14 protein-coding genes are annotated in these 18314 nt (G+C 67.0%); 1 reads left to right on the forward strand and 13 read right to left on the reverse strand.

The features are described 5' to 3' along the window. Positions 1 to 50: 50 nt before the first annotated feature. The 7 genes from gnd to ACUDTM_RS09695 all read right to left on the reverse strand — a co-directional run bounded on the left by gnd (position 51) and on the right by ACUDTM_RS09695 (position 7512). The gene (gene gnd / locus ACUDTM_RS09665; protein WP_072167183.1) at positions 51 to 956 is read right to left on the reverse strand and encodes a phosphogluconate dehydrogenase (NAD(+)-dependent, decarboxylating); all 906 of its coding nucleotides are present in this window, start codon (positions 954 to 956) and stop codon (positions 51 to 53) included. A 10-nt stretch (positions 957 to 966) separates the two neighbouring features. Continuing rightward, positions 967 to 2217: a hypothetical protein gene (locus ACUDTM_RS09670; RefSeq protein ID WP_088496531.1), complete on the reverse strand. Its 1251-nt coding sequence runs from the start codon at positions 2215 to 2217 to the stop codon at positions 967 to 969. Between the two features lie 2 nt (positions 2218 to 2219). Continuing rightward, the gene (locus ACUDTM_RS09675) at positions 2220 to 2816 is read right to left on the reverse strand and encodes a DUF2242 domain-containing protein (protein WP_111007679.1); all 597 of its coding nucleotides are present in this window, start codon (positions 2814 to 2816) and stop codon (positions 2220 to 2222) included. Between the two features lie 234 nt (positions 2817 to 3050). Beyond that, a complete protein-coding gene (locus ACUDTM_RS09680; protein WP_072167186.1) occupies positions 3051 to 5228 on the reverse strand; it encodes a carboxy terminal-processing peptidase in 2178 nt (725 codons plus the stop codon). Positions 5229 to 5506: 278 nt separating this feature from the next. Further along, positions 5507 to 6517, reverse strand: coding sequence for a lipoyl synthase (lipA, locus tag ACUDTM_RS09685; protein ID WP_072167187.1), 1011 nt, complete (start codon positions 6515 to 6517; stop codon positions 5507 to 5509). Between the two features lie 18 nt (positions 6518 to 6535). After that, positions 6536 to 7246: a lipoyl(octanoyl) transferase LipB gene (gene lipB / locus ACUDTM_RS09690; protein ID WP_065186232.1), complete on the reverse strand. Its 711-nt coding sequence runs from the start codon at positions 7244 to 7246 to the stop codon at positions 6536 to 6538. Beyond that, positions 7234 to 7512 (reverse strand): YbeD family protein, encoded by a 279-nt coding sequence (locus tag ACUDTM_RS09695; RefSeq protein WP_065196483.1) that lies wholly within the window; start codon positions 7510 to 7512, stop codon positions 7234 to 7236. The genes lipB and ACUDTM_RS09695 overlap by 13 nt, the downstream gene beginning before the upstream one ends. A 350-nt stretch (positions 7513 to 7862) precedes the next feature. On the opposite strand from ACUDTM_RS09695, the gene ACUDTM_RS09700 reads away from it, so the two are divergent. Next, complete coding sequence (locus tag ACUDTM_RS09700; RefSeq protein ID WP_080376906.1) at positions 7863 to 8921, forward strand: lipid A deacylase LpxR family protein; 1059 nt, start codon at positions 7863 to 7865, stop codon at positions 8919 to 8921. A gap of 244 nt (positions 8922 to 9165) precedes the next feature. Here the strand turns inward: ACUDTM_RS09700 and ACUDTM_RS09705 are convergent, their stop codons facing one another. From ACUDTM_RS09705 to mrdA, 6 genes are all read right to left on the reverse strand, one after another. Continuing rightward, positions 9166 to 10386, reverse strand: a complete 1221-nt coding sequence (locus ACUDTM_RS09705; protein ID WP_061479685.1) for a D-alanyl-D-alanine carboxypeptidase family protein — start codon at positions 10384 to 10386, stop codon at positions 9166 to 9168. 100 nt (positions 10387 to 10486) lie between these two features. After that, the gene (locus ACUDTM_RS09710) at positions 10487 to 11758 is read right to left on the reverse strand and encodes a septal ring lytic transglycosylase RlpA family protein (RefSeq protein WP_053498246.1); all 1272 of its coding nucleotides are present in this window, start codon (positions 11756 to 11758) and stop codon (positions 10487 to 10489) included. Further along, the gene (mltB, locus tag ACUDTM_RS09715) at positions 11755 to 12900 is read right to left on the reverse strand and encodes a lytic murein transglycosylase B (protein ID WP_061479687.1); all 1146 of its coding nucleotides are present in this window, start codon (positions 12898 to 12900) and stop codon (positions 11755 to 11757) included. The genes ACUDTM_RS09710 and mltB overlap by 4 nt, the downstream gene beginning before the upstream one ends. Positions 12901 to 13905: 1005 nt before the next feature. Continuing rightward, a complete protein-coding gene (rodA, locus tag ACUDTM_RS09720; protein ID WP_151355351.1) occupies positions 13906 to 15000 on the reverse strand; it encodes a rod shape-determining protein RodA in 1095 nt (364 codons plus the stop codon). Positions 15001 to 15130: 130 nt separating this feature from the next. Continuing rightward, complete coding sequence (gene rodA / locus ACUDTM_RS09725) at positions 15131 to 16243, reverse strand: rod shape-determining protein RodA (protein ID WP_005419392.1); 1113 nt, start codon at positions 16241 to 16243, stop codon at positions 15131 to 15133. After that, on the reverse strand, positions 16240 to 18312 hold the full coding sequence (mrdA, locus tag ACUDTM_RS09730; protein ID WP_111201660.1) for a penicillin-binding protein 2: 2073 nt from the start codon (positions 18310 to 18312) through the stop codon (positions 16240 to 16242). The genes rodA (ACUDTM_RS09725) and mrdA overlap by 4 nt, the downstream gene beginning before the upstream one ends. Between the last annotated feature and the right edge of the window lie 2 nt (positions 18313 to 18314).

Raw genomic sequence — 18314 nt, forward strand, 5'->3', positions numbered from 1 at the left:
GGGTCGGATCCCTTCGGCAACGCCGAAGGACTCTGACCCCACCGCAGTGCTTACGACTTCTTGATGGCGTGGCCGCCGAATTCATTGCGCATCGCCGACAGCAGGCGATCGGTGAACGAATTCGATTCGCGCGAACGCAGGCGCTCCAGCAGCGACAACGTGATCACCGGTGCCGGCACGTCCAGCGCGATGGCTTCGGCCACGGTCCAGCGGCCTTCGCCGGAATCCTCCACGTATGGCGCGATGCCATCCAGCGACGGATTGCGCTTGAGTGCTTCGGTACTCAGGTCCAGCAGCCACGAACGCACCACGCTGCCGTGGCGCCAGACTTCGGCCACCTGGGCCAGGTCCAGTTCCATTTCCTGCTTGCGCTCCATCAGCGCGAAGCCTTCGGCATAGGCCTGCATCATTCCGTATTCGATGCCGTTGTGGACCATCTTGGTGAAATGGCCGGCGCCGGATGGACCAACACGCGCCCAGCCGCGATCCTCCGCCGGAGCCAGCGTGCGCAGCAGCGGTGCGATCTGCTCCACCACCGGCGCTTCGCCACCGACCATCAGGCTGTAGCCTTCCTGCAGGCCCCACACGCCGCCGCTGGTGCCGCAGTCGACGTAGCCCAGATCGTCCTCCGCCAGCGCCTTGGCGCGACGGATCGAGTCCTGGTAGTTGGAGTTGCCGCCGTCGATGACGATGTCACCCTCGGCCAGGTGCGGGGTCAGCTGTCCCAGCGTCTGGTCGACGGTTTCACCCGCCGGCACCATCAGCCACACCACGCGCGGCACCGGCAGCGCGGCCACGGCGGCGGCCAGCGAATCAACCACTTCCAGGCCGGCTTCTGCAGCGCGCTGGCGCGCACTTTCGCCCGGGTCGTAGCCGACCACGCGGTGGCCGCCGCGATGCAGGCGCTGGGCCATGTTGGCGCCCATGCGGCCGAGGCCGATCATTGCAATATCCATTGTTTCACCTTCAGTTGGGGTCTAGGGTCAGGCTGCCTGGCCTGCCGGTAGCCGCGCAGTGGCGCAGTTGCGCCTCGCGCCAACGCCGGTAGAGCGTGGTATGCAGATTGTGCACCGCCAGGTCGATCGAAAACGGCGTTCTCGGGTTGCGATCGAGCAGGCGGACGATGTGGTAGCCGATAGGACGTATACCGCGCGGATGCACGTAGATCACGAACTGCTGGTAGAACGGATCGTCCAGCAGCTGATCCATGCGCACCAGAGCCGCGTGGTAGCGCGGTGCCAGGCGTGCGCGCAGCTGTGGATCGCGCTCGAACAGCAGGCGCTCGAAATAGCGCTGGCCGGCGCGCGGAATGTCCTGCGCCAGTTTCCAGAGCTCGGCATTGCGCTGGTCGTACCAGGCCAGGCCGGCGTGCAGCGCCAGCGCCTGCGCAGCGCCCTCGCCCACCTCGACCACCACGAAGTTCTCGGCCTGGTTGCTCAGGTCGTCCAGCGTGCCTTTGTCGTACACATGTTCGATGAAACCGGGCACGCCCACGAACGCCTGCCGCCCCATCGCCGCGGTGCGCACCGCCTTGCCATCGGCGAAGAGGTCGCCCGCATGCGCGCCGAGCAGGATGCTGTCGGTGTCGTGCAGCGCGAGGAAGGTGCCGATCGACAGTTCCTCCGCTGCGAACCCGGTGTCGAACGCAGCATCGCCATACAGCTCGCGCTGGGTGGCCAGCTGTGCGACCTGGCGGCCGACACCGCATTCGGCACGCACGGCACCGCTGTAGAACGCCTGCAGCGCATGGCTGTTGCCCGCGCGGGGCACGAAGCCACGACCGAAACTGCGCGTACGCTGCCAACCCTGTGCCGGTGCGCCCTGCAATCCGAAGCCGATCCATCCCAGCTGCGGGCCGGAGAAGCGGAACGTGGGATTGCCCTGCAATGCCGAAGTCGCGCGCCGCGTGGCCGCCCCCAGCTCGAAGGCATAGGCGCAGACGGTGGCGGGGTCATCCAGCAGCTGCTGCAGCAGTGCCTGCCGAGCGGCAGCGGGCAGCGCCGCCGGCCACCGCACCTGCAGGTCGCCGGCCGCCTGTGAATCAGCCAGCGAGGCACGCGTACATACGGGACCACCGCGCACCTGCGGCGCGGTGAGGGACGCTTCTTCGAAGCGCCACCCCAACCGCTGCAGCAGGCCCTGCGTACAGTCCGGGGATGGCGCTGCCACGACCCACGCGGGCGCCAGCAGGGCTGCAATCAGCCACCTGCCGCGCACACTCAGCCCTGGTCCGTGACCGCCGGTGCGGGTTCCGGCGCCGCTGCCGGCGACGGCGATGGCGATGGCGTGCCAGCCGCGGCCGGCAGATACTGCTGCAGGCGCTGGAAGAAGCGACGATAGAACTCGGCATCCGTGACCGTGCTGCTGGCCACCTTCACCAGCGAGTCGTCGTTGCTGCCGAACGGCAGCGACACCGAGCCCAGCGCACCCACGCCGACACTGGCCGAGGTCGGGCTCTTCTTCAGCGCGTAGCGGTCCTGCACGGCACTGACGAACACCAGCGTCTGGCTGCCGCGCGGGGCGCAGGAGATGCGCAGCACCAGCTGCTCATGGTCATCCTCGCGCGGCTGGAAGTTCTTGTTGCCCTCCACCTGTGCGTCATCGGAGCGGGCGATGGCATAGCCTTGGCTGAGCAGCGTGCGGCGCGCGGCCTCGCAGGCTTCGCCGGGGCGTCCCTCAACGGTGCGCGAGAAGGTATCGCCGGAATCGAAAGACTCGCGCAGCACGGTGCTGTCGGCGGCGCGGCCACCACAGGCCGAAAGGATCAAGGCGCTGGCGCAGGCCATGGCAGCGCGGGAAAGACGGGAGGCCCGCATGGGTACTCCTGCGAGGACGGAAGCACCAAGGGTAGTCCCGCCCCCGTGTGCGGCAGGTCGATATGCCCCCCCACGTTGCTCCCGGTTCATGCACGTAAAAGGGGACGGAGGGGATCAAGTCGTTTGCGGCACTTCATTGGCCCGGGCATGGCCCGGCGCGACCGGGAATGGGCTTCCCAAACAGATAGGGGCCGGCAATGCCGGCCCCTGCGGATGTCGTGCGCCGCCTCCGGCTCAGTCCGCCCAACGCCCCGCGCCGGTGGACTGCGGCAGCACCTGGGCCGACAGCGGACGGTCATTGGCCAGCAGGTTCACCGCGTCGGCCAGGATCGAGGCCGACTCGCGCAGCAGCGGGTCCGGACGCTTTTCGGCGGCCTTCTCGCGGGCGGCATCCTTCACGATGTCGCGTTCGTTGCCGGTCAGGCCATCATCACTGCTGTCATCGGCCAGCGGGTCCAGGGCCAGGCCCAGCTCCTTGCGCTGCAGCTGGCGTTCCTTGCGCTGGGCGTCCTGGCGCTCGCGTTCGGCGCGACGGGTGGCCTCGTTGAGCGAGATGTACTTCTTCGCCGCCTCGGTCCGGAACTGCTGCACGTCCTCGTTCCACCACTGGAATTCCTTGTCGGTGGCGATTCGCGCGTCGTGGCGGACCTCCAGCTTCGGCAGCAGCGGCGCGAAGTTGCCGTACTGGGTGTGCGGCACGGCGGCGATGCGGGTCCACGGCAGGGCGTTATCGTAGGTGCTCTCGCCGAACTCGGTGGCATCGACGCTGGCCGGGAAGGCCAGGTCCGGCACCACGCCCTTGTGCTGGGTGCTGCTGCCGCTGATGCGGAAGAACTGGGCGATGGTCAGCTTGACCTGGCCGAAGCGCTGGGTCTCGCCACTCGGCCAACGGTCGAGGTCGACGATGTTCTGCACGGTGCCCTTGCCGAAGCTGGTTTCACCGATCACCAGGCCACGACCATAATCCTGGATCGCACCGGCGAAGATCTCCGAGGCCGAGGCCGAACCGCGGTTGATCAGCACCGCCAGCGGGCCATCCCACGCCACACCCTGGTTGCGGTCGCTGTTGACGGTGACGCGGCCACCAGACTCACGCACCTGCACCACCGGGCCCTGCTCGATGAACAGGCCGGTCAGTTCGATGGCTTCATCCAGCGAACCGCCGCCATTGTTGCGCAGGTCCAGCACCACGCCGTCCAGCTTGTCGTTCTTGAAACCAGCCAGCAGCTTGGCCACGTCGCGGGTGGCCGAAGCATAGTCGGCGGCGTTGCGGCGACGGCCTTCGAAGTCCTGGTAGAAAGTCGGCAGCTTGATCACGCCGATCTTCCGTGCCGGCTCGCCGTTGGCGGCCGGAATGGTCATGGTCTCGCCCTTGGCGGCCTGTTCGGCCAGGCGCACCTTCTGCCGGGTCAGTACCAGGGTGTGGTGCTTGCCGTCGGCACCTTCGGCAGCCGGAATGAACTCCAGCTTGACCTGGGTGTCCTTGGCGCCGCGGATCTTGGCCACCACATCGTCGATGCGCCAGCCGATCACGTCCTCGACCTGGCCAGACTTGCCCTGGCCAACGCCGACGATGCGGTCACCCGGCTTCAGCGTGCCGTCCACCGCAGCCGGGCCGCCGGCGATGATCTCGCGGATCACCACCACGTCGTCCTGGCGCTGCAGCTGCGCACCGATGCCTTCCAGCGACAGCGACATCGCCTGGTTGAAGTTCTCGGCCGTGCGCGGGGTGAAGTAATCGGTGTGCGGATCAACCGCGCTGGTGTACGAATTCATGAAGAACTGGAAGACGTCTTCGCCCTTCAGCTCATTGACCGACTTCTCCAGCGTCGCGTAGCGCTTGTCCAGCGTCTTGCGGATATCGTCCGGCTTCTTGCCTGCGAGCTTCAGGCGCAGCCAGTCGTTCTTCACCGACTTGCGCCACAGCTCATCCAGCTCGGCGCTGCTGGCCGCCCACGGCACCTTCTTGCGGTCGTACTCGAAGCGCTCGTCGGTGGTGAAGTCCGGCTCCTGCTTGAGCAGCTTGCGCGCAAAGGCCACACGTTCGCCGACACGCTGCTTGTAGACCGCGAACACCTGGAACGCCGGTTCCAGTTCGCCGCCACGGATGGCCGAGGAGATGTTGGCTTCGAAGGGCGCGAAGCGCGCCACGTCGGCCTGGGTGAAATACTGCTTGGCGCCGTCCAGCGTCTCCAGATAGCGCTTGAACACGTCCTTGGAGGTGGCCTCGTCCAGCGCACGCGGGCGGTAGGCGTAACGACTGTCGGACAACAGGCCATATACCAGCTTGGAGGTGGTCACCTGATCGGCAGTTGCCGCAGCGGGCAATGCAGGCGAGTCGGCCTTGGCCGCCAGCGCCAGCGGCGCGACCAGCGCCAGGGCCATCAGGAATGCGGGGGCTTTGAATTTCATTGACGTGCTCGAAGGCGCCTTGCCAAGGGGGAGACTGCAGGGTGTTCAGACACCCCGACAGTGCCGAAAGTTGCCGGGTTTGTCACCCGGCCGCGCTCGGTGGAAAACCAGCCTAGCCGGGCCGGTGTAGCAAATTGTGAATGCATGTAGAGCCGAGCCCATGCTCGGCTGGCCGGCAGCAAGCAGCCGAGCATGGGCTCGGCTCTACCGCAGGCAGAGGTGTGCGGACCAACGGTCCGCACCCACAGGAGAAGCAGCTCCCACCCACCGGGAGGGTGTCAGGAAACCCCTGCGCCCTTGGCCTGCACGTCGGCGTGGTACGAGGAGCGCACCATCGGGCCGGACGCCACATGGCTGAAGCCCAGCTCGTAACCGTAGTCTTCCAGCGCCTTGTAGTCCTCGGGGGTCCAGTACTTCAGCACCGGGTGGTGGTGCGCGGTCGGCTGCAGGTACTGGCCGATGGTGATCATGTCCACGTCGTGCGCGCGCAGGTCACGCATCGTGGCCTTGATCTGTTCGAAGTCCTCGCCCAGGCCCAGCATGATGCCGCTCTTGGTCGGCACGTCCGGGTGCTGCGCCTTGAAGTTCTTCAGCAGGTTCAGCGACCACTGGTAGTCCGCACCCGGGCGCACGTTGCGGTACAGGTCCGGCACGGTCTCGATGTTGTGGTTGAACACATCCGGCGGGTTCTGCGCCAGGATCTCCAGCGCACGTTCCATGCGGCCTTTGCCGCGGAAGTCCGGGGTCAGCACCTCGATGCGGGTACCCGGCGACTTCTCGCGGATGGCGGTGATGCAGTCAACGAAGTGCTGGGCACCCCCGTCGCGCAGGTCATCGCGGTCGACGCTGGTCACCACCACGTACTTCAGGCCCATGTCGGCCACGGTCTGGCCGAGGCTGGCCGGCTCGTTGGCATCCGGCGGCTTCGGGCGACCATGGGCCACGTCGCAGAACGAGCAGCGCCGGGTGCAGACCTCACCGAGGATCATGAAGGTGGCGGTGCCATGACCGAAGCACTCGTGGATGTTCGGGCAGCTGGCTTCCTCGCATACGGTCACCAGGCGGTTCTCGCGCAGCTTGGCCTTCAGGTTCTGCACGGCATTGCCCGAAGGAATGCGCACGCGGATCCAGGACGGCTTGCGCAGTACCGGCGCGTCGGCGAACTGCACCGGCGAACGGTTGATCTTGTCACCGCCCAGCTGCTTGACCCCGGCCTGCAACGGCGCGGTGGACGGAGAATCGCCCTGCACGATCTGCAGGGGAATGGAACGGGCGGTGGTTTCAGTCATGGCAGTTCCGGGGGGCGGTCAGGCGGCCGCAGAAAGATCGGGCAGTTCGGGCGTGTGCTGCAGCAGCAGGCCAAACTGGCGGGCCAGGTGGTCCAGCAGCACCGGCTTGACGGCCTCCATCCCGGAGGGGCCGCCCAAGTCCAGCACCGAGGTCACCTGCAACCCCTGATAGCCACAGGGATTGATGCGGTGGAAGGGTTCCAGGTCCATGGCCACGTTGAAGGCCAGCCCGTGGAAGGTGCAGCCGCGGCGCACGCGGATGCCGAGTGCGGCAATCTTGGCACCACCGACGTAGACGCCCGGGGCGCCCTCGCGGCGTTCGGCGCCGATGTTCCACTCGGCCAGGGTATCGATGAGCGCCTGCTCGATGCGGCACACGTAGTCGCGCACACCGATACCCAGCCGTGGCAGGCGCAGCAACGGATAGATCACGATCTGGCCGGGACCGTGATAGGTCACCTGGCCGCCGCGGTCCACGTGCAGCACGGGGATGTCGCCCGGCGCCAGCACATGCTCGTCCTTGCCGGCCTGGCCCAGGGTGAACACCGGATCGTGCTCGACCACCCACAGCTCGTCGGCATCGGCGTCGCTGCGCTGGTCGGTGAAGCGCTGCATGGCGCGCCACACCGGTTCATAGGGCTGGCGGCCGAGGTCACGGACCAGCGCCGGACGCGGCGCACGGTCCTCCGGGGCGGCTTCGGCCGGGCAGGAGTCGGCTACAGCGTCCACTTCACTTCCGGGTGGTCACGCAGCGCCTGGTGCGCCAGGTCGTACTGTTCGCGGCTCCCGGCCTTGAACACGATGCGGACGGACACGTACTTGCCGTTGGAGGAGTGCTTCCAGCTGATGCGTTCGTTCACCACATCGATGCCGGCGGCCAGCAACAGGCGGGGAAGCTCATGCTCCAGGCCGCGGTTGGCCGGGCCCATGGCGCTGAGCTCGAACTGGCCGGGGAACTGGAAGCCGTGGTCGGGGTTGTCGGACTTGATTTCCATGGCCCCATTATCGGGCCGCAGGGCAACAAACCCAAGAGTATTCATCAACGCCAGGACCGCACCGGCGGTCTGCTGCGTTGCAGGCAGCCCAAGGGACGGGCCTGAGGCCCAACGGCAGCTGACTGCAATCTCCTGACCGTCACCAACGCGAACATCGTACGGGCGGCCCGCGACCGCCTTCACGCCCGGCCTGCGGCGCGTACGCGGGTAACAAATTGTGCCCGCCGGACAATGTTGTTTTCGGAACAGACAAGTGATCCGGACGTGCTCGTTCCGACGCGCGGGCACGAGTACCGTAGCGTTGCAGAAAACGACTGAAAACCGCCCCCTTCCCCATGAGCATTCCATCCATGCGTAGTGTCGCAGCTCTCGGGCTCGCCGGCCTGCTGGCCTCTGCCCTCCCCCTTGCCGCCCAGGCGGCCGAACAATGTGGCCCGGACGCCATGCGCGACCACCCGCCGCAGGTTAATTTCCGCGTCGACAACGACCTGTTCGGCGGCCGCCACCAGGATCAGGGCTATACCAACGGTGCGCTGTTGACCCTGGTTTCCCCCAATCTGGTCGATTACACCGACGACCCCTGCCTGCCGCGCATGGCGCGCTGGGTGAACCGGTACCTGGAAGGGCTGCATCCGGGCAAGTTCGAACAGCAGAACATGATCTTCAGCATCGGCCAGGGGATCTTCACCCCGACCGATTTCACTCGCAGGGACCTGATCGAGGACGACCGCCCTTACGCCGGCGTGCTGATCGCGAACTTCGGTTTCAATGCGCGCAGCGGCGACCGCCTGCAGACCACCCAGCTGACACTGGGCGTGGTCGGTCCGTGGGCACAGGGCAAGCAGGTGCAGAATGCCGTGCACGACGTGCTGGGCGACGAAAAATTCAAGGGTTGGGACAACCAGCTGCACAACGAACCACTGTTCATGCTGACCCATGAGCGCATGCGCCGCTGGCCGGGCGATGCCAGCGTCAATGCCGACGGTTGGGGTTGGGACGCCATCAGCCACTACGGCGGGTCGATCGGCAACCTGGAAACCAAGGCCAATTTCGGCGGTGAAGTGCGCTTTGGCTGGAAGCTGCCAGACGACTTCGGCAGCACGCCGCTGCGCCCGGCCGGCGAGAACACCGCGCCGACCCGCCGCGGCCGCCCCAGTGGGTGGTCCTGGCACCTGTTCGCGACCTCGGACGCTGCCTGGGTGATCCGCGATATCACCCTCGATGGCAACACCTTCCGCAACAGTCACAGCGTGGACAAGCGCCATGTGGTGGCCTACGGCGGGTACGGCGTGGCGGTGATGTACGGCCGCTGGAAGTTCGCCGCCGCGCGCTACCACAGCACGCGCGAGTTCAACGGCCAGCGCGAGGCGCCGGTGTTCGGCAGCTTCACCATCAGCCGGTCGCTGTAGGCGAGGGGCTGATGGTGAAGCGGGTAGGTGCCGACCGTTGGTCGGCACACCGGTTATTGCATCGCTCGCTGTAAGCGAGCGGCTGAGGGTAGTGCCGGCCGCTGGCCGGCTGTTGGCACATCCGGATGGGTTCAAGCGGAGCCGGCCAGCGGCCGGCACTACCCGCATCCGCACGCAACCGGCATCCCGAAACAGAAAAGGCCGGCATTCGCCGGCCTTTTCGTTCACCACGCCGGGGCGTGGATCATTCCGATTCCCACCACATCCAGAAGCTGTCCCACAGGCGCTTGAAGAAGCCGGCCTGCTCGACGGCGGCCACGGCCACCAGCGGCGCTTCGGCGACGACCTTGCCATCCAGGGTGACCTTCACGGTGCCGATCTGCTGGCCGGCGGTGAACGGTGCTTCCAGGGTCTTGGGCACATCGATGCTCGGCTTCAGGTCGTTGTAGCGGCCGCGCGGCACGCTCACCAGCATCGGCTGGGCCACGCCCAGCTGCACCTTGTCGGTGGTGCCCTTCCAGACCTTGTGCTCGGCAACGGCCTTGCCCGGCTCGTACAGGCGGTGGGTCTCGAAGAAGCGGAAGCCCCAGTTCAGCAGGGCCAGGCTGTCATCGGCGCGCTGCTTTTCCGACGCACCGCCCAATACCACGGCGATCAGGCGCTGGTCGCCACGCTGCGCCGAACTCATCAGGCAGTAACCGGCTTCGGAGGTGTGGCCGGTCTTGATACCGTCCACGCTGCCGTCGCGCCACAACAACAGGTTGCGGTTCGGCTGCTTGATGTTGCCGACCTGGAATTCCTTGATCTTGTTGTACGCGTAGGTTTCCGGGTAATCACGCACCATCGCGCGGCCCAGCAGCGCCAGGTCGTAGGCGGTGCTGTGGTGGCCTTCGGCAGTCAGGCCGTGGGCGTTGACGAAGTGCGAGTTCTTCATGCCGATCTTGGCGGCGTAGCTGTTCATCAGCGACGCAAAGGCTTCTTCGCTGCCGGCCACGTGCTCGGCCAGGGCGATCGCGGCGTCATTGCCGGACTGGATCGCCATGCCCTTTTCCATGTCTTCCAGGCGTGCGGTCTGGTTGACCGGGAAGCCGCTGTAGCTGCCATCGGTGCCGGCGCCGCCTTCGCGCCAGGCGCGCTCGCTCATCATCACCTGGTCATCCGCACGGACCTTGCCGTTCTTGACCTCGGCGGCAACCACGTAGGACGTCATCACCTTGGTGATGCTGGCCGGCGCGAGCTGCTCGTGGATGTTCTCGCCGGCCAGCACCTGGCCGGTGGCGTAGTCCATCAGCACCCAGGCCTTGGATACGCTCGGCACCGGCGCCGGCGGGGTGGCAACGGTGGCCGGGGCGGCAGCGGCGGCGGCGGGCGCCGGCGTGGCCGGGGTCGGCAGCGGGGTCTGGGCGGAAGCCAGGCCCACCACCAGGGTGGCGGCCAGGGCGGTGGCGGCGGAACGGAAATTCATTGGACAGCAGGCTCCAGGGGACGGCCAGGAATGGAGGGTGGAACGTAGTGGCCATTGTAAGGCCGGGGCAGCATGGGCCGGCAGCACCGGCCCGGGCGGGTCAATCCTTGACGATCTGCGGCGAACCCAGGCCCAGACCGGCAATGCGGCCGACAAGTTCCGCGGCACTGGCATGGTCGCTGGCGGGAACGCGCAGGCGGAACAGGGTGCGGCCACCGGCGGCGATGTCGCTGATGGTCGCGCCAACGATGCCGGCGGCGTTGAGCTGGCCCATTGCGCGGTTGGCATTGTCGCGGCTGGAGAAGCTGGCGACCTGCACCATCACTGCGCCTACCACCTGCTGCGACAGGCTGGGGGCCGTCGGTGTGGCCGGCGTCGTACGCGCCGGCGCCGGCGTGACCGCGCGCGGCGCCGCGCTGGCGACGGCAACCGGTGCCACAGGGGCGCTGCGCGCCGGCGGTGCGCTCGGCGGCAGGCTGCTGACCGCCACGTCCGGCACGGCGCTGGCCACGCCCTGGGTGGTGGCCGGCTGGCCACGCGCAGGCATGGCGTCGGCCGGCAGGCGCTTGACCAGGCGATCAATGTCGCTGTCGGCGGTGGCACGCGCAGCCGTTACCGGGCGCGTACTGGCCGCCGCGACAGCCGTTTCGGCGGCACGGCGCTCGCGGCGCGACGGCTTTTGGGCCAGCAGGTTGCTCTCGCCCGGTTGCAGCGCACGCACTTCCACGTTGCCGGTACCGCGCTGGGTGATGCCCAGCCGCACCGCGGCGGCATAACTGAGGTCGACCACGCGGCCATCATGGAACGGGCCACGGTCGTTGACGCGCACGATCACCGACTCGCCGTTGTCCAGGTTGGTGACGCGGGCGAAGCTGGGCAGCGGCAGCGTCTTGTGCGCGGCGGTGAACTGGTACATGTCGTAGACCTCGCGGTTGGAGGTCAGGCGGCCGTGGAACTTGGCGCCGTAGTACGAGGCCGTACCGCGCTCGACATAGTTGCGGGTGTCGTCGAGCACCTTGTACGACTTGCCCAGCACCACGTACGGCGACTTGTTGCCGATGGCCGAACGCTCTTCGGCGGTCACTTCCGGCTCGGGAATGCAGGCGACGTTGGGAATGTAGTCCGGGGTGCTGTCACGCACGCCGGGCTTGTACAGCCCCCCGGCGGTGTAGTTGCCGCGCGTGTTCGGGTCTTCCTTGGCCGCGGCATAGGGCGAGCCCTCCGGGCAATGCGCCGGGCGCGAGCCGCGACCCTGCACCACCGTGCCGCTGGGCTTGCCACCGTGGCCGGCCGTGGCCGGCTTCTTCGGCGCACTGCTGCAGGCAGCGAGCGCGAGGACGATCAAGCTCGGGACCAGCCATCTGATGTTCATGCCGGGGGCAGCTCCTGTCCGGCGATGGCCTGGGACAACTGGAACACGGCCATCGCGTACATCTTCGAGAGGTTGTAGCGGGTGATCGCGTAGTAATTCTGGAAGCCCAGCCAGTACTGCTTGCCGGTGCTGCCCTCAAGCGTGATCGGCGTTGCGGTGGCGCCCGGCTGCACCGCAGCGCTGGGCTGGTAGCCGCGCTGCGCCAGGTCGGCCAGCGACCAGGTCGGCATCCATTCGGTCGGGTTGAACTCCTCGCGCCCCGGCGCCAGCGTGGCCGGTACGGCCACCTGGCCACCACGGACCCAGCCGCCCTTCTTCACGAAATAATTGGCGATGGACGAGAACACATCGTCGTAGCTGGTGAACAGGTCGCGACGGCCATCGCCATTACCGTCCACGGCGTAATCGAGATAGCTGGACGGCATGAACTGGCCCATGCCCATCGCACCGGCATAGCTGCCCTTGAGCGTGGTGATGTCCAGCTTTTCCTCACGGCCCAGCTCGAACAGCTTGGCCAGCTCATCGCGGAAGAACAGCTCGCGACGCACTTCGCGTTCCAGCTTGGCCGGGTCGCCACTGCGCGGGTAGTAGAACGCCAGCGTGTACAGCGCATCGAGCACGCGGTGGTTGCCGGCATTTTTCCCGTAACTGGTCTCCACGCCGATGATCGCCACGATCACTTCGGCCGGCACGCCGGTGCGCTGCTGCACGCGATCCAGTTCGGCACGATGCTGGGCCAGGAACGCACGGCCGCCATCGATGCGTGCCTTGCTGATGAACATCGGCCGGTATTCGTTCCACGGTTTGACCCGTTCGGCCGGGCGCGACATGGCGGCGATGATCGGCTGGCGCACCTGCGCCTGGTCGAGCACGCTGCTGATCTGCTCTGGCTTCAGGCCATAGCGCTTGGCCGTATCGGCAACAAAGCGGGCCCGTGCGACCTCGAACGGCACCGGGGTGAGATCGACCGGCGGCGCTGTAGCAGCGGCCGCTTCGGGCGCGGCCTCGGCCGGGCCGTGGGCCTTGGTGGCGGGCTGGCGCGGCGTACTGCTGGCCTGGGGCGGAGACGGTGGGGACTTCGGCTGGGTCGCGCAGGCGACCAGGCCGAGGGTGAGCATGCAGGCCAGAGTGCGTCGAATCATCGTCGCAGGTTAGCAGGTCATGGATGAATTAAAACCCCTAACACCATGAATCACAACGATTTGCCCGCGTTTAGCGGGAAATGTGAAGACGTCGTGATCAAGCTTCCCCATTCAGATAGAGGTGGCCGGTTGCGTCCCCATCCCCGCAGACGCAACCGGCGACCGGATCCGGTCGGTACCTGCGCGGCTGCCGCTCCCCAGTGGCAGTTCCCCGCGCTCCCTGTACCCGTTGGATCAGTACTGCTCCCGCCCGACGCCCCCTCGCGCTGCATCGATTGACGGCGCGCCGTACCGAACGGGCCGCCATTGTGCAGGCCGATTACGACAAGTCCATTGATCAAGATCAACGCGGTGTAAAAATGTGAACCAGCTAACGTTTTTCGCGGACTTTGGTCGGAGAGCGTGTTGCGTCGCATTGTTGTGAGAACGCTTCCACAACGGGCATTGCGCAGCGCCAGGAAGTCTCCGGCCAACGGCGCAGCCCCCTCGTGGGTGGTGTCTGGGTGGTCGCAGAAAGCCGGATTGCTGGGAGCTGGCCGGGTGGGTGGGCAGTGCGGGGACGCCGTGAACCCATCCATGGGGGCTTGGCCGCGGCATCCATGCCGCGGACACCCCGCACTGCCCACCCACCCGGCCGCTGACAGTTTTCGGGCGCGTTCACCCACGGAGAAGAAAAGAGAAGATCAAAAGCAAAAGCGGTTTGGCGGGTCGCTTCATTGCCTTGTGTGGAGCCGAGCCATGCTCGGCTCACGAGCAAGCGCAGCGCCGTGACCCGCTTTTGATTTTCTCTTGCTTCTCCGTGGGTGGCAGACCGCCAAAATCTGTCAGAGGGCGGTCGGGTTGGGTACGCGGGGGTGTCAGCCGCATGGATGCGGCTGCCAAGCCTCCAGGGACGGATTCACGGCGTCCCCCGCGTACCCAACCCGACCGGCCCACCCGCGGCTTCTGCTTTCCGCGACCACCCAGACACCACCCACGAGGGGGCTGCGCCGTTGGCTGGAAACGCTATCCCCCGTGCACGGGCCGATGCCCGCGTACCGCCATCACCAGCCCGATGCCGGCCAACAGCGAAACCGCCGAGGTCCCGCCATAACTGATCAGCGGCATCGGAATGCCCACCACCGGCAGCAGGCCGGAAATCATTCCGCCGTTCACCAGCACGTAGACGAAGAACGCCAGCCCCAGGCTACCGGCCAGCAATCGCGCGTGCGTGTCGCGCGCGTGCACCGCAATCCACAGGCAACGCCCCACCACGAACAGGTACAGCGCGAACAGCGTCGCCACGCCGATCCAGCCAAACTCTTCGGCCAGCACCGAGAACGCAAAGTCGGTGGTGTACTCGGGCAGGAAATCCAGCGTGGCCTGCGTGCCCTGCCCCCAGCCACGTCCTTGCCAGCCCCCGGAACCGATCGCGATGCGCGATTGCAGGATGTTCCAGCCGGTACCAAGCGGGTCGGCCGCCGGGTCGAGGAAGGTCAGCACACGATCCTTCTGGTATTGCCGCAGCAAGCCGAACCACGCCAGGGGTGCAGCCACTGCCAGCCCTGCCGCCCCGGTCGCCAACCAGCCCCAGTGCAAGCCCGCCAGCAACAACGCGAACACGCCACTGGCAGTGACCAACGTGGCGGTGCCGAGGTTGGGCTGCATGAGGATCAGTACCGCCGGCATGCCGATCAGCAGCGCGGCAGTCAATACCGTGCGCGGCGAGGGCGGCAGTGGTTGCCGATGCAGGTACCACGCCATCATCAGCGGCAGGCTGAGCTTGAGCAGCTCGGACGGCTGCAGGTAGAACACGCCGAGGTTCAGCCAGCGCTGCCCGTACTTGCCGGTGCCGATGACGTACACCGCCATCAGCGGCAGCATCGACAGCGCGTAGATCGCAGGGGTCCATGCACGCAATCGCAGCAGCGAAACACGCGACAGCAGCCACATCGCCAACAGCCCACCGGCAAAGCGTGCCGCCTGCCCGGCCACCGGGCCGGACACGCTGTGCAGCACCGCCAGGCCGGCGCCCATCAGGATCAACAACGCGCCCAGCAACGGCAGATCGATCGTGCGCAGCGCCTCACGGCAGCCGCCAAGCAGTCGTTTCCATTTCACGCGGGCACGGTAGCAACGGGTGCTTGCGTGAAGCTGTCATTGTGGTCCTGCGTTTGTAGAGTCGAGCCATGCTCGACTGCATTTCCGGCAGTCGAGCATGGCTCGACTCTACAGAAGCGCGCAGCCGATGTTACCCGTAACCCCCGTGCACCGGGTTGTGGCTGCGCACCGCCATTACCAGGCCGAAACCGGCCAGCAGCGACACCGCCGAAGTACCACCGTAGCTGATCAGCGGCATCGGCACGCCTACCACCGGCAGCAGGCCGGAAATCATCCCGCCATTCACCAGCACGTAGACGAAGAACGCCAGGCCGGTGGCACCCGCCAGCAGGCGCGAATAGGAATCGCGTGACTGGCTGGCGATCCACAGGCAGCGCCCGATCACCACCAGGTACAAAGCCAGCACGGTAGCCACGCCGATCCAGCCGAATTCCTCGCTCAACACCGAGAACGCGAAGTCGGTGGTCTGCTCGGGAATGAAGTTCAGGTGCGACTGCGAGCCTTCGCCCCAGCCCTTGCCATCGAAGCCGCCGGAACCGATCGCGATCTTCGACTGGATGATGTTCCAGCCGGCGCCCAGCGCGTCCATCTCCGGGTCCAGGAACATCATGATGCGGTCCTTCTGGTACGGCCGCAGCAACCAGAACCAGGCCACCGGCGCAACCGCTGCCACGCCGCCCACGCCCAGCCCAACCCACCACCACGGCAGGCCCGCCAGCAGCAGCACGAACACGCCGCTGGCGGCGATCAGCACGCCGGTACCGAAGTCCGGCTGCAGCATCACCAGGCCGGTGGGTACGCCGATGATGATCAAGGCCACGAGCACGGTATTGAAGCGCGGCGGCAGCGGCATCTTGTGCAGGTACCACGCCACCATCATCGGCAGGCTCACCTTCAGCAGTTCGGCCGGCTGCAGGTAGAAGAACTTCAGGTCCAGCCACTGCCGGCCATATTTACCGGTGCCCAGCACGAACACCGCCAGCAACGGGATCATCGAGATCGCGTAGATCATCGGCGTGGCCGAGCGGATGCGCAGGATCGGCACCCGCGAGATGCCCCACAGTGCGGCCATGCCCACCGCGAAACGCGCGCCCTGCGCCATCACCAGGCTGTCGCCACCAGCGCTCTTCAGGGTCGCCAGGCCAATCACCATCAGCGCGCCCAGGGCCAGGCACAGCACCCAGTCCAGCGTGCTGAAAAAGCGGCGCAGCATGTCGCCGGCCCAGCGCAGGAACACTCTCATCGTGCAGGCTCCGCAGGGGTCGGGCGGGGCGTGGCGGGCAGCGCGGCGGTCGGCGCACCCGGCTGCGGCGCAGGCGCCGGCTCCGGTGCGGGTGCACCGATCAGCACCGGATGCTCTCCCACCTGTGCAGCGGCGAGGTCACCGGCCTGACGTGCGCCCGCGTCTTCGTTGTCGAACGCGGTGGCGCCGATGGCGGTGGTGCCGCGCTCGCTGTCCAGCGGCTGCATGCCTTCGGGCATCTTGCCCAACAGGTAAGCGTCGAACACCTTGCGCGCGATCGGCGCCGCGGCCGAACCACCATAGCCACCACCTTCCACTGCCACCGCAATCGCGATGACCGGGCTCTCGACCGGCGCGAAGCCAACGAACAGCGCGCGGTGGCGCAGGTGCATCGGCAGGCTCTTCGGGTTCACTGCAGCAGTGCCCTTGCGGCTGATGACCTGTGCGGTACCGGTCTTGCCGGCCATCACGTACGGCGCACCGACCGCGACGCGCCAGCCGCTGCCGCCGGGCCGCATGGTCGCCATCATGCCCTCACGCACGGCCTGCACGTTGTTGGGGTTGGGGCTGATCGGCTTGCTTTCGCCGGCCGGCATTGCCGTCCAGTCGCTGTCGAAGCCGGCGCGCTGCTGGATCACCAGGTGCGGGGTGCGCAGCTGGCCGTCGGCCAGGCCGCTGACGCCGCGCGCCAGCTGCAGCGGGGTGACCTTCCAGTCACCCTGGCCGATGCTGATGTTGACCGTATCGCCGGGATACCAGGCTTCCTTGCGGGTCTTCCGTTTGTAGGCCGGCGACGGCAGGATGCCGCCGATCTCGCCGGTGAGGTCGATGCCGGTCGGCTGGCCGAAGCCGTAGTACTCCATGTAATGGTCGAAGCGCTCGATGCCCAGGTCCAGCGCCAGCTTGTAGTAATAGGTGTTGACCGATTCGGCGATGGACTTGCGCAGATCCGTCCAGCCGTGGCCGCCACGGTGGGCGTCACCCCAGCCGCGCGAGGTGCCCGGCAGGTAGAACATGCCGGTGGACAGCACCTTGTCTTCCGGGCGGCGCACGCCGGAGTCCAGTCCCGCCAGGCCGATCAGCGGCTTCAGCGTGGAACCGGGAGCGACGCCACCGAGCACCAGGCGATTGAACTGTGGCCGCGACGGGTTTTCGTTCAAGGCCTTGAAGTCGGCATGGGAAATGCCGTTGACGAACAGGTTGGGATCGTAGGACGGCAGGCTGACCATCGCCAGCACTTCGCCAGTGCGCGGATCCATCGCCACCGCCGAACCTTCCTGGTCGCCGAACGCGGCCACCATCGCGCGCTGCAGGTCGGCGTCGATCGACAGCCGCAGGTCGGCGCCGGACTGCGCGGCGACGCGGCCGATGGTGCGGATCGCGCGGCCCTGCACGTTGGTCTCGACCTGCTCGTAGCCGACCTTGCCGCGCAGCTGCTGCTCGTAATAGCGCTCCAGGCCGGATTTGCCGATGTGGGTCAGCGCGGCATTGCCTTCGCCGAGGATCTCCAGATCCTTGTCATCAACGCGGCCGACGTAGCCGATGATGTGCGCGAACAGATCGCCGTACGGGTAGCGCCGGGTCAGGTAGGGTTCGAGCTCGACACCGGGGAAGCGCCAGCGGTCGACGGCGAAGCGCGCCATCTCCTCATCGCTCATGCGCAGCTTCAGCGTGACCGGCAGGAACTTGCGGCGCGCCTTGCGCGACCTGTTGAATGCTTCCAGCTCTTCCGGGCTGATGTTGATGATCTTCGCCAGCCCTTCCAGGGTGGCATCCATGTCCTTGACCTTGTCCGGGGTCACGTCCAGGCGGAAGGCCGGCACGTTTTCGGCCAGCAGGCGACCGTTGCGGTCGTAGATCATGCCGCGCCCCGGCACCACCGGTCGCGGCTTGATGCGGTTGGCCTCCGAGCGCGTGGCGTAGACGTCGTGGTCCAGCACCTGCAGCTTGAAGTACCAGCCGCCCAGGCCCAGCAGGCAGACCAGCACGCCCAGGAAACCCAGCGCCGCGCGGCGGCGGAACTGTTCGGCTTCGGCGTGCGGGTTCTTGACCTGGCGGCGCGGGATCATGG

This window comes from Stenotrophomonas maltophilia group sp. vghtpe118 (assembly GCF_052605195.1).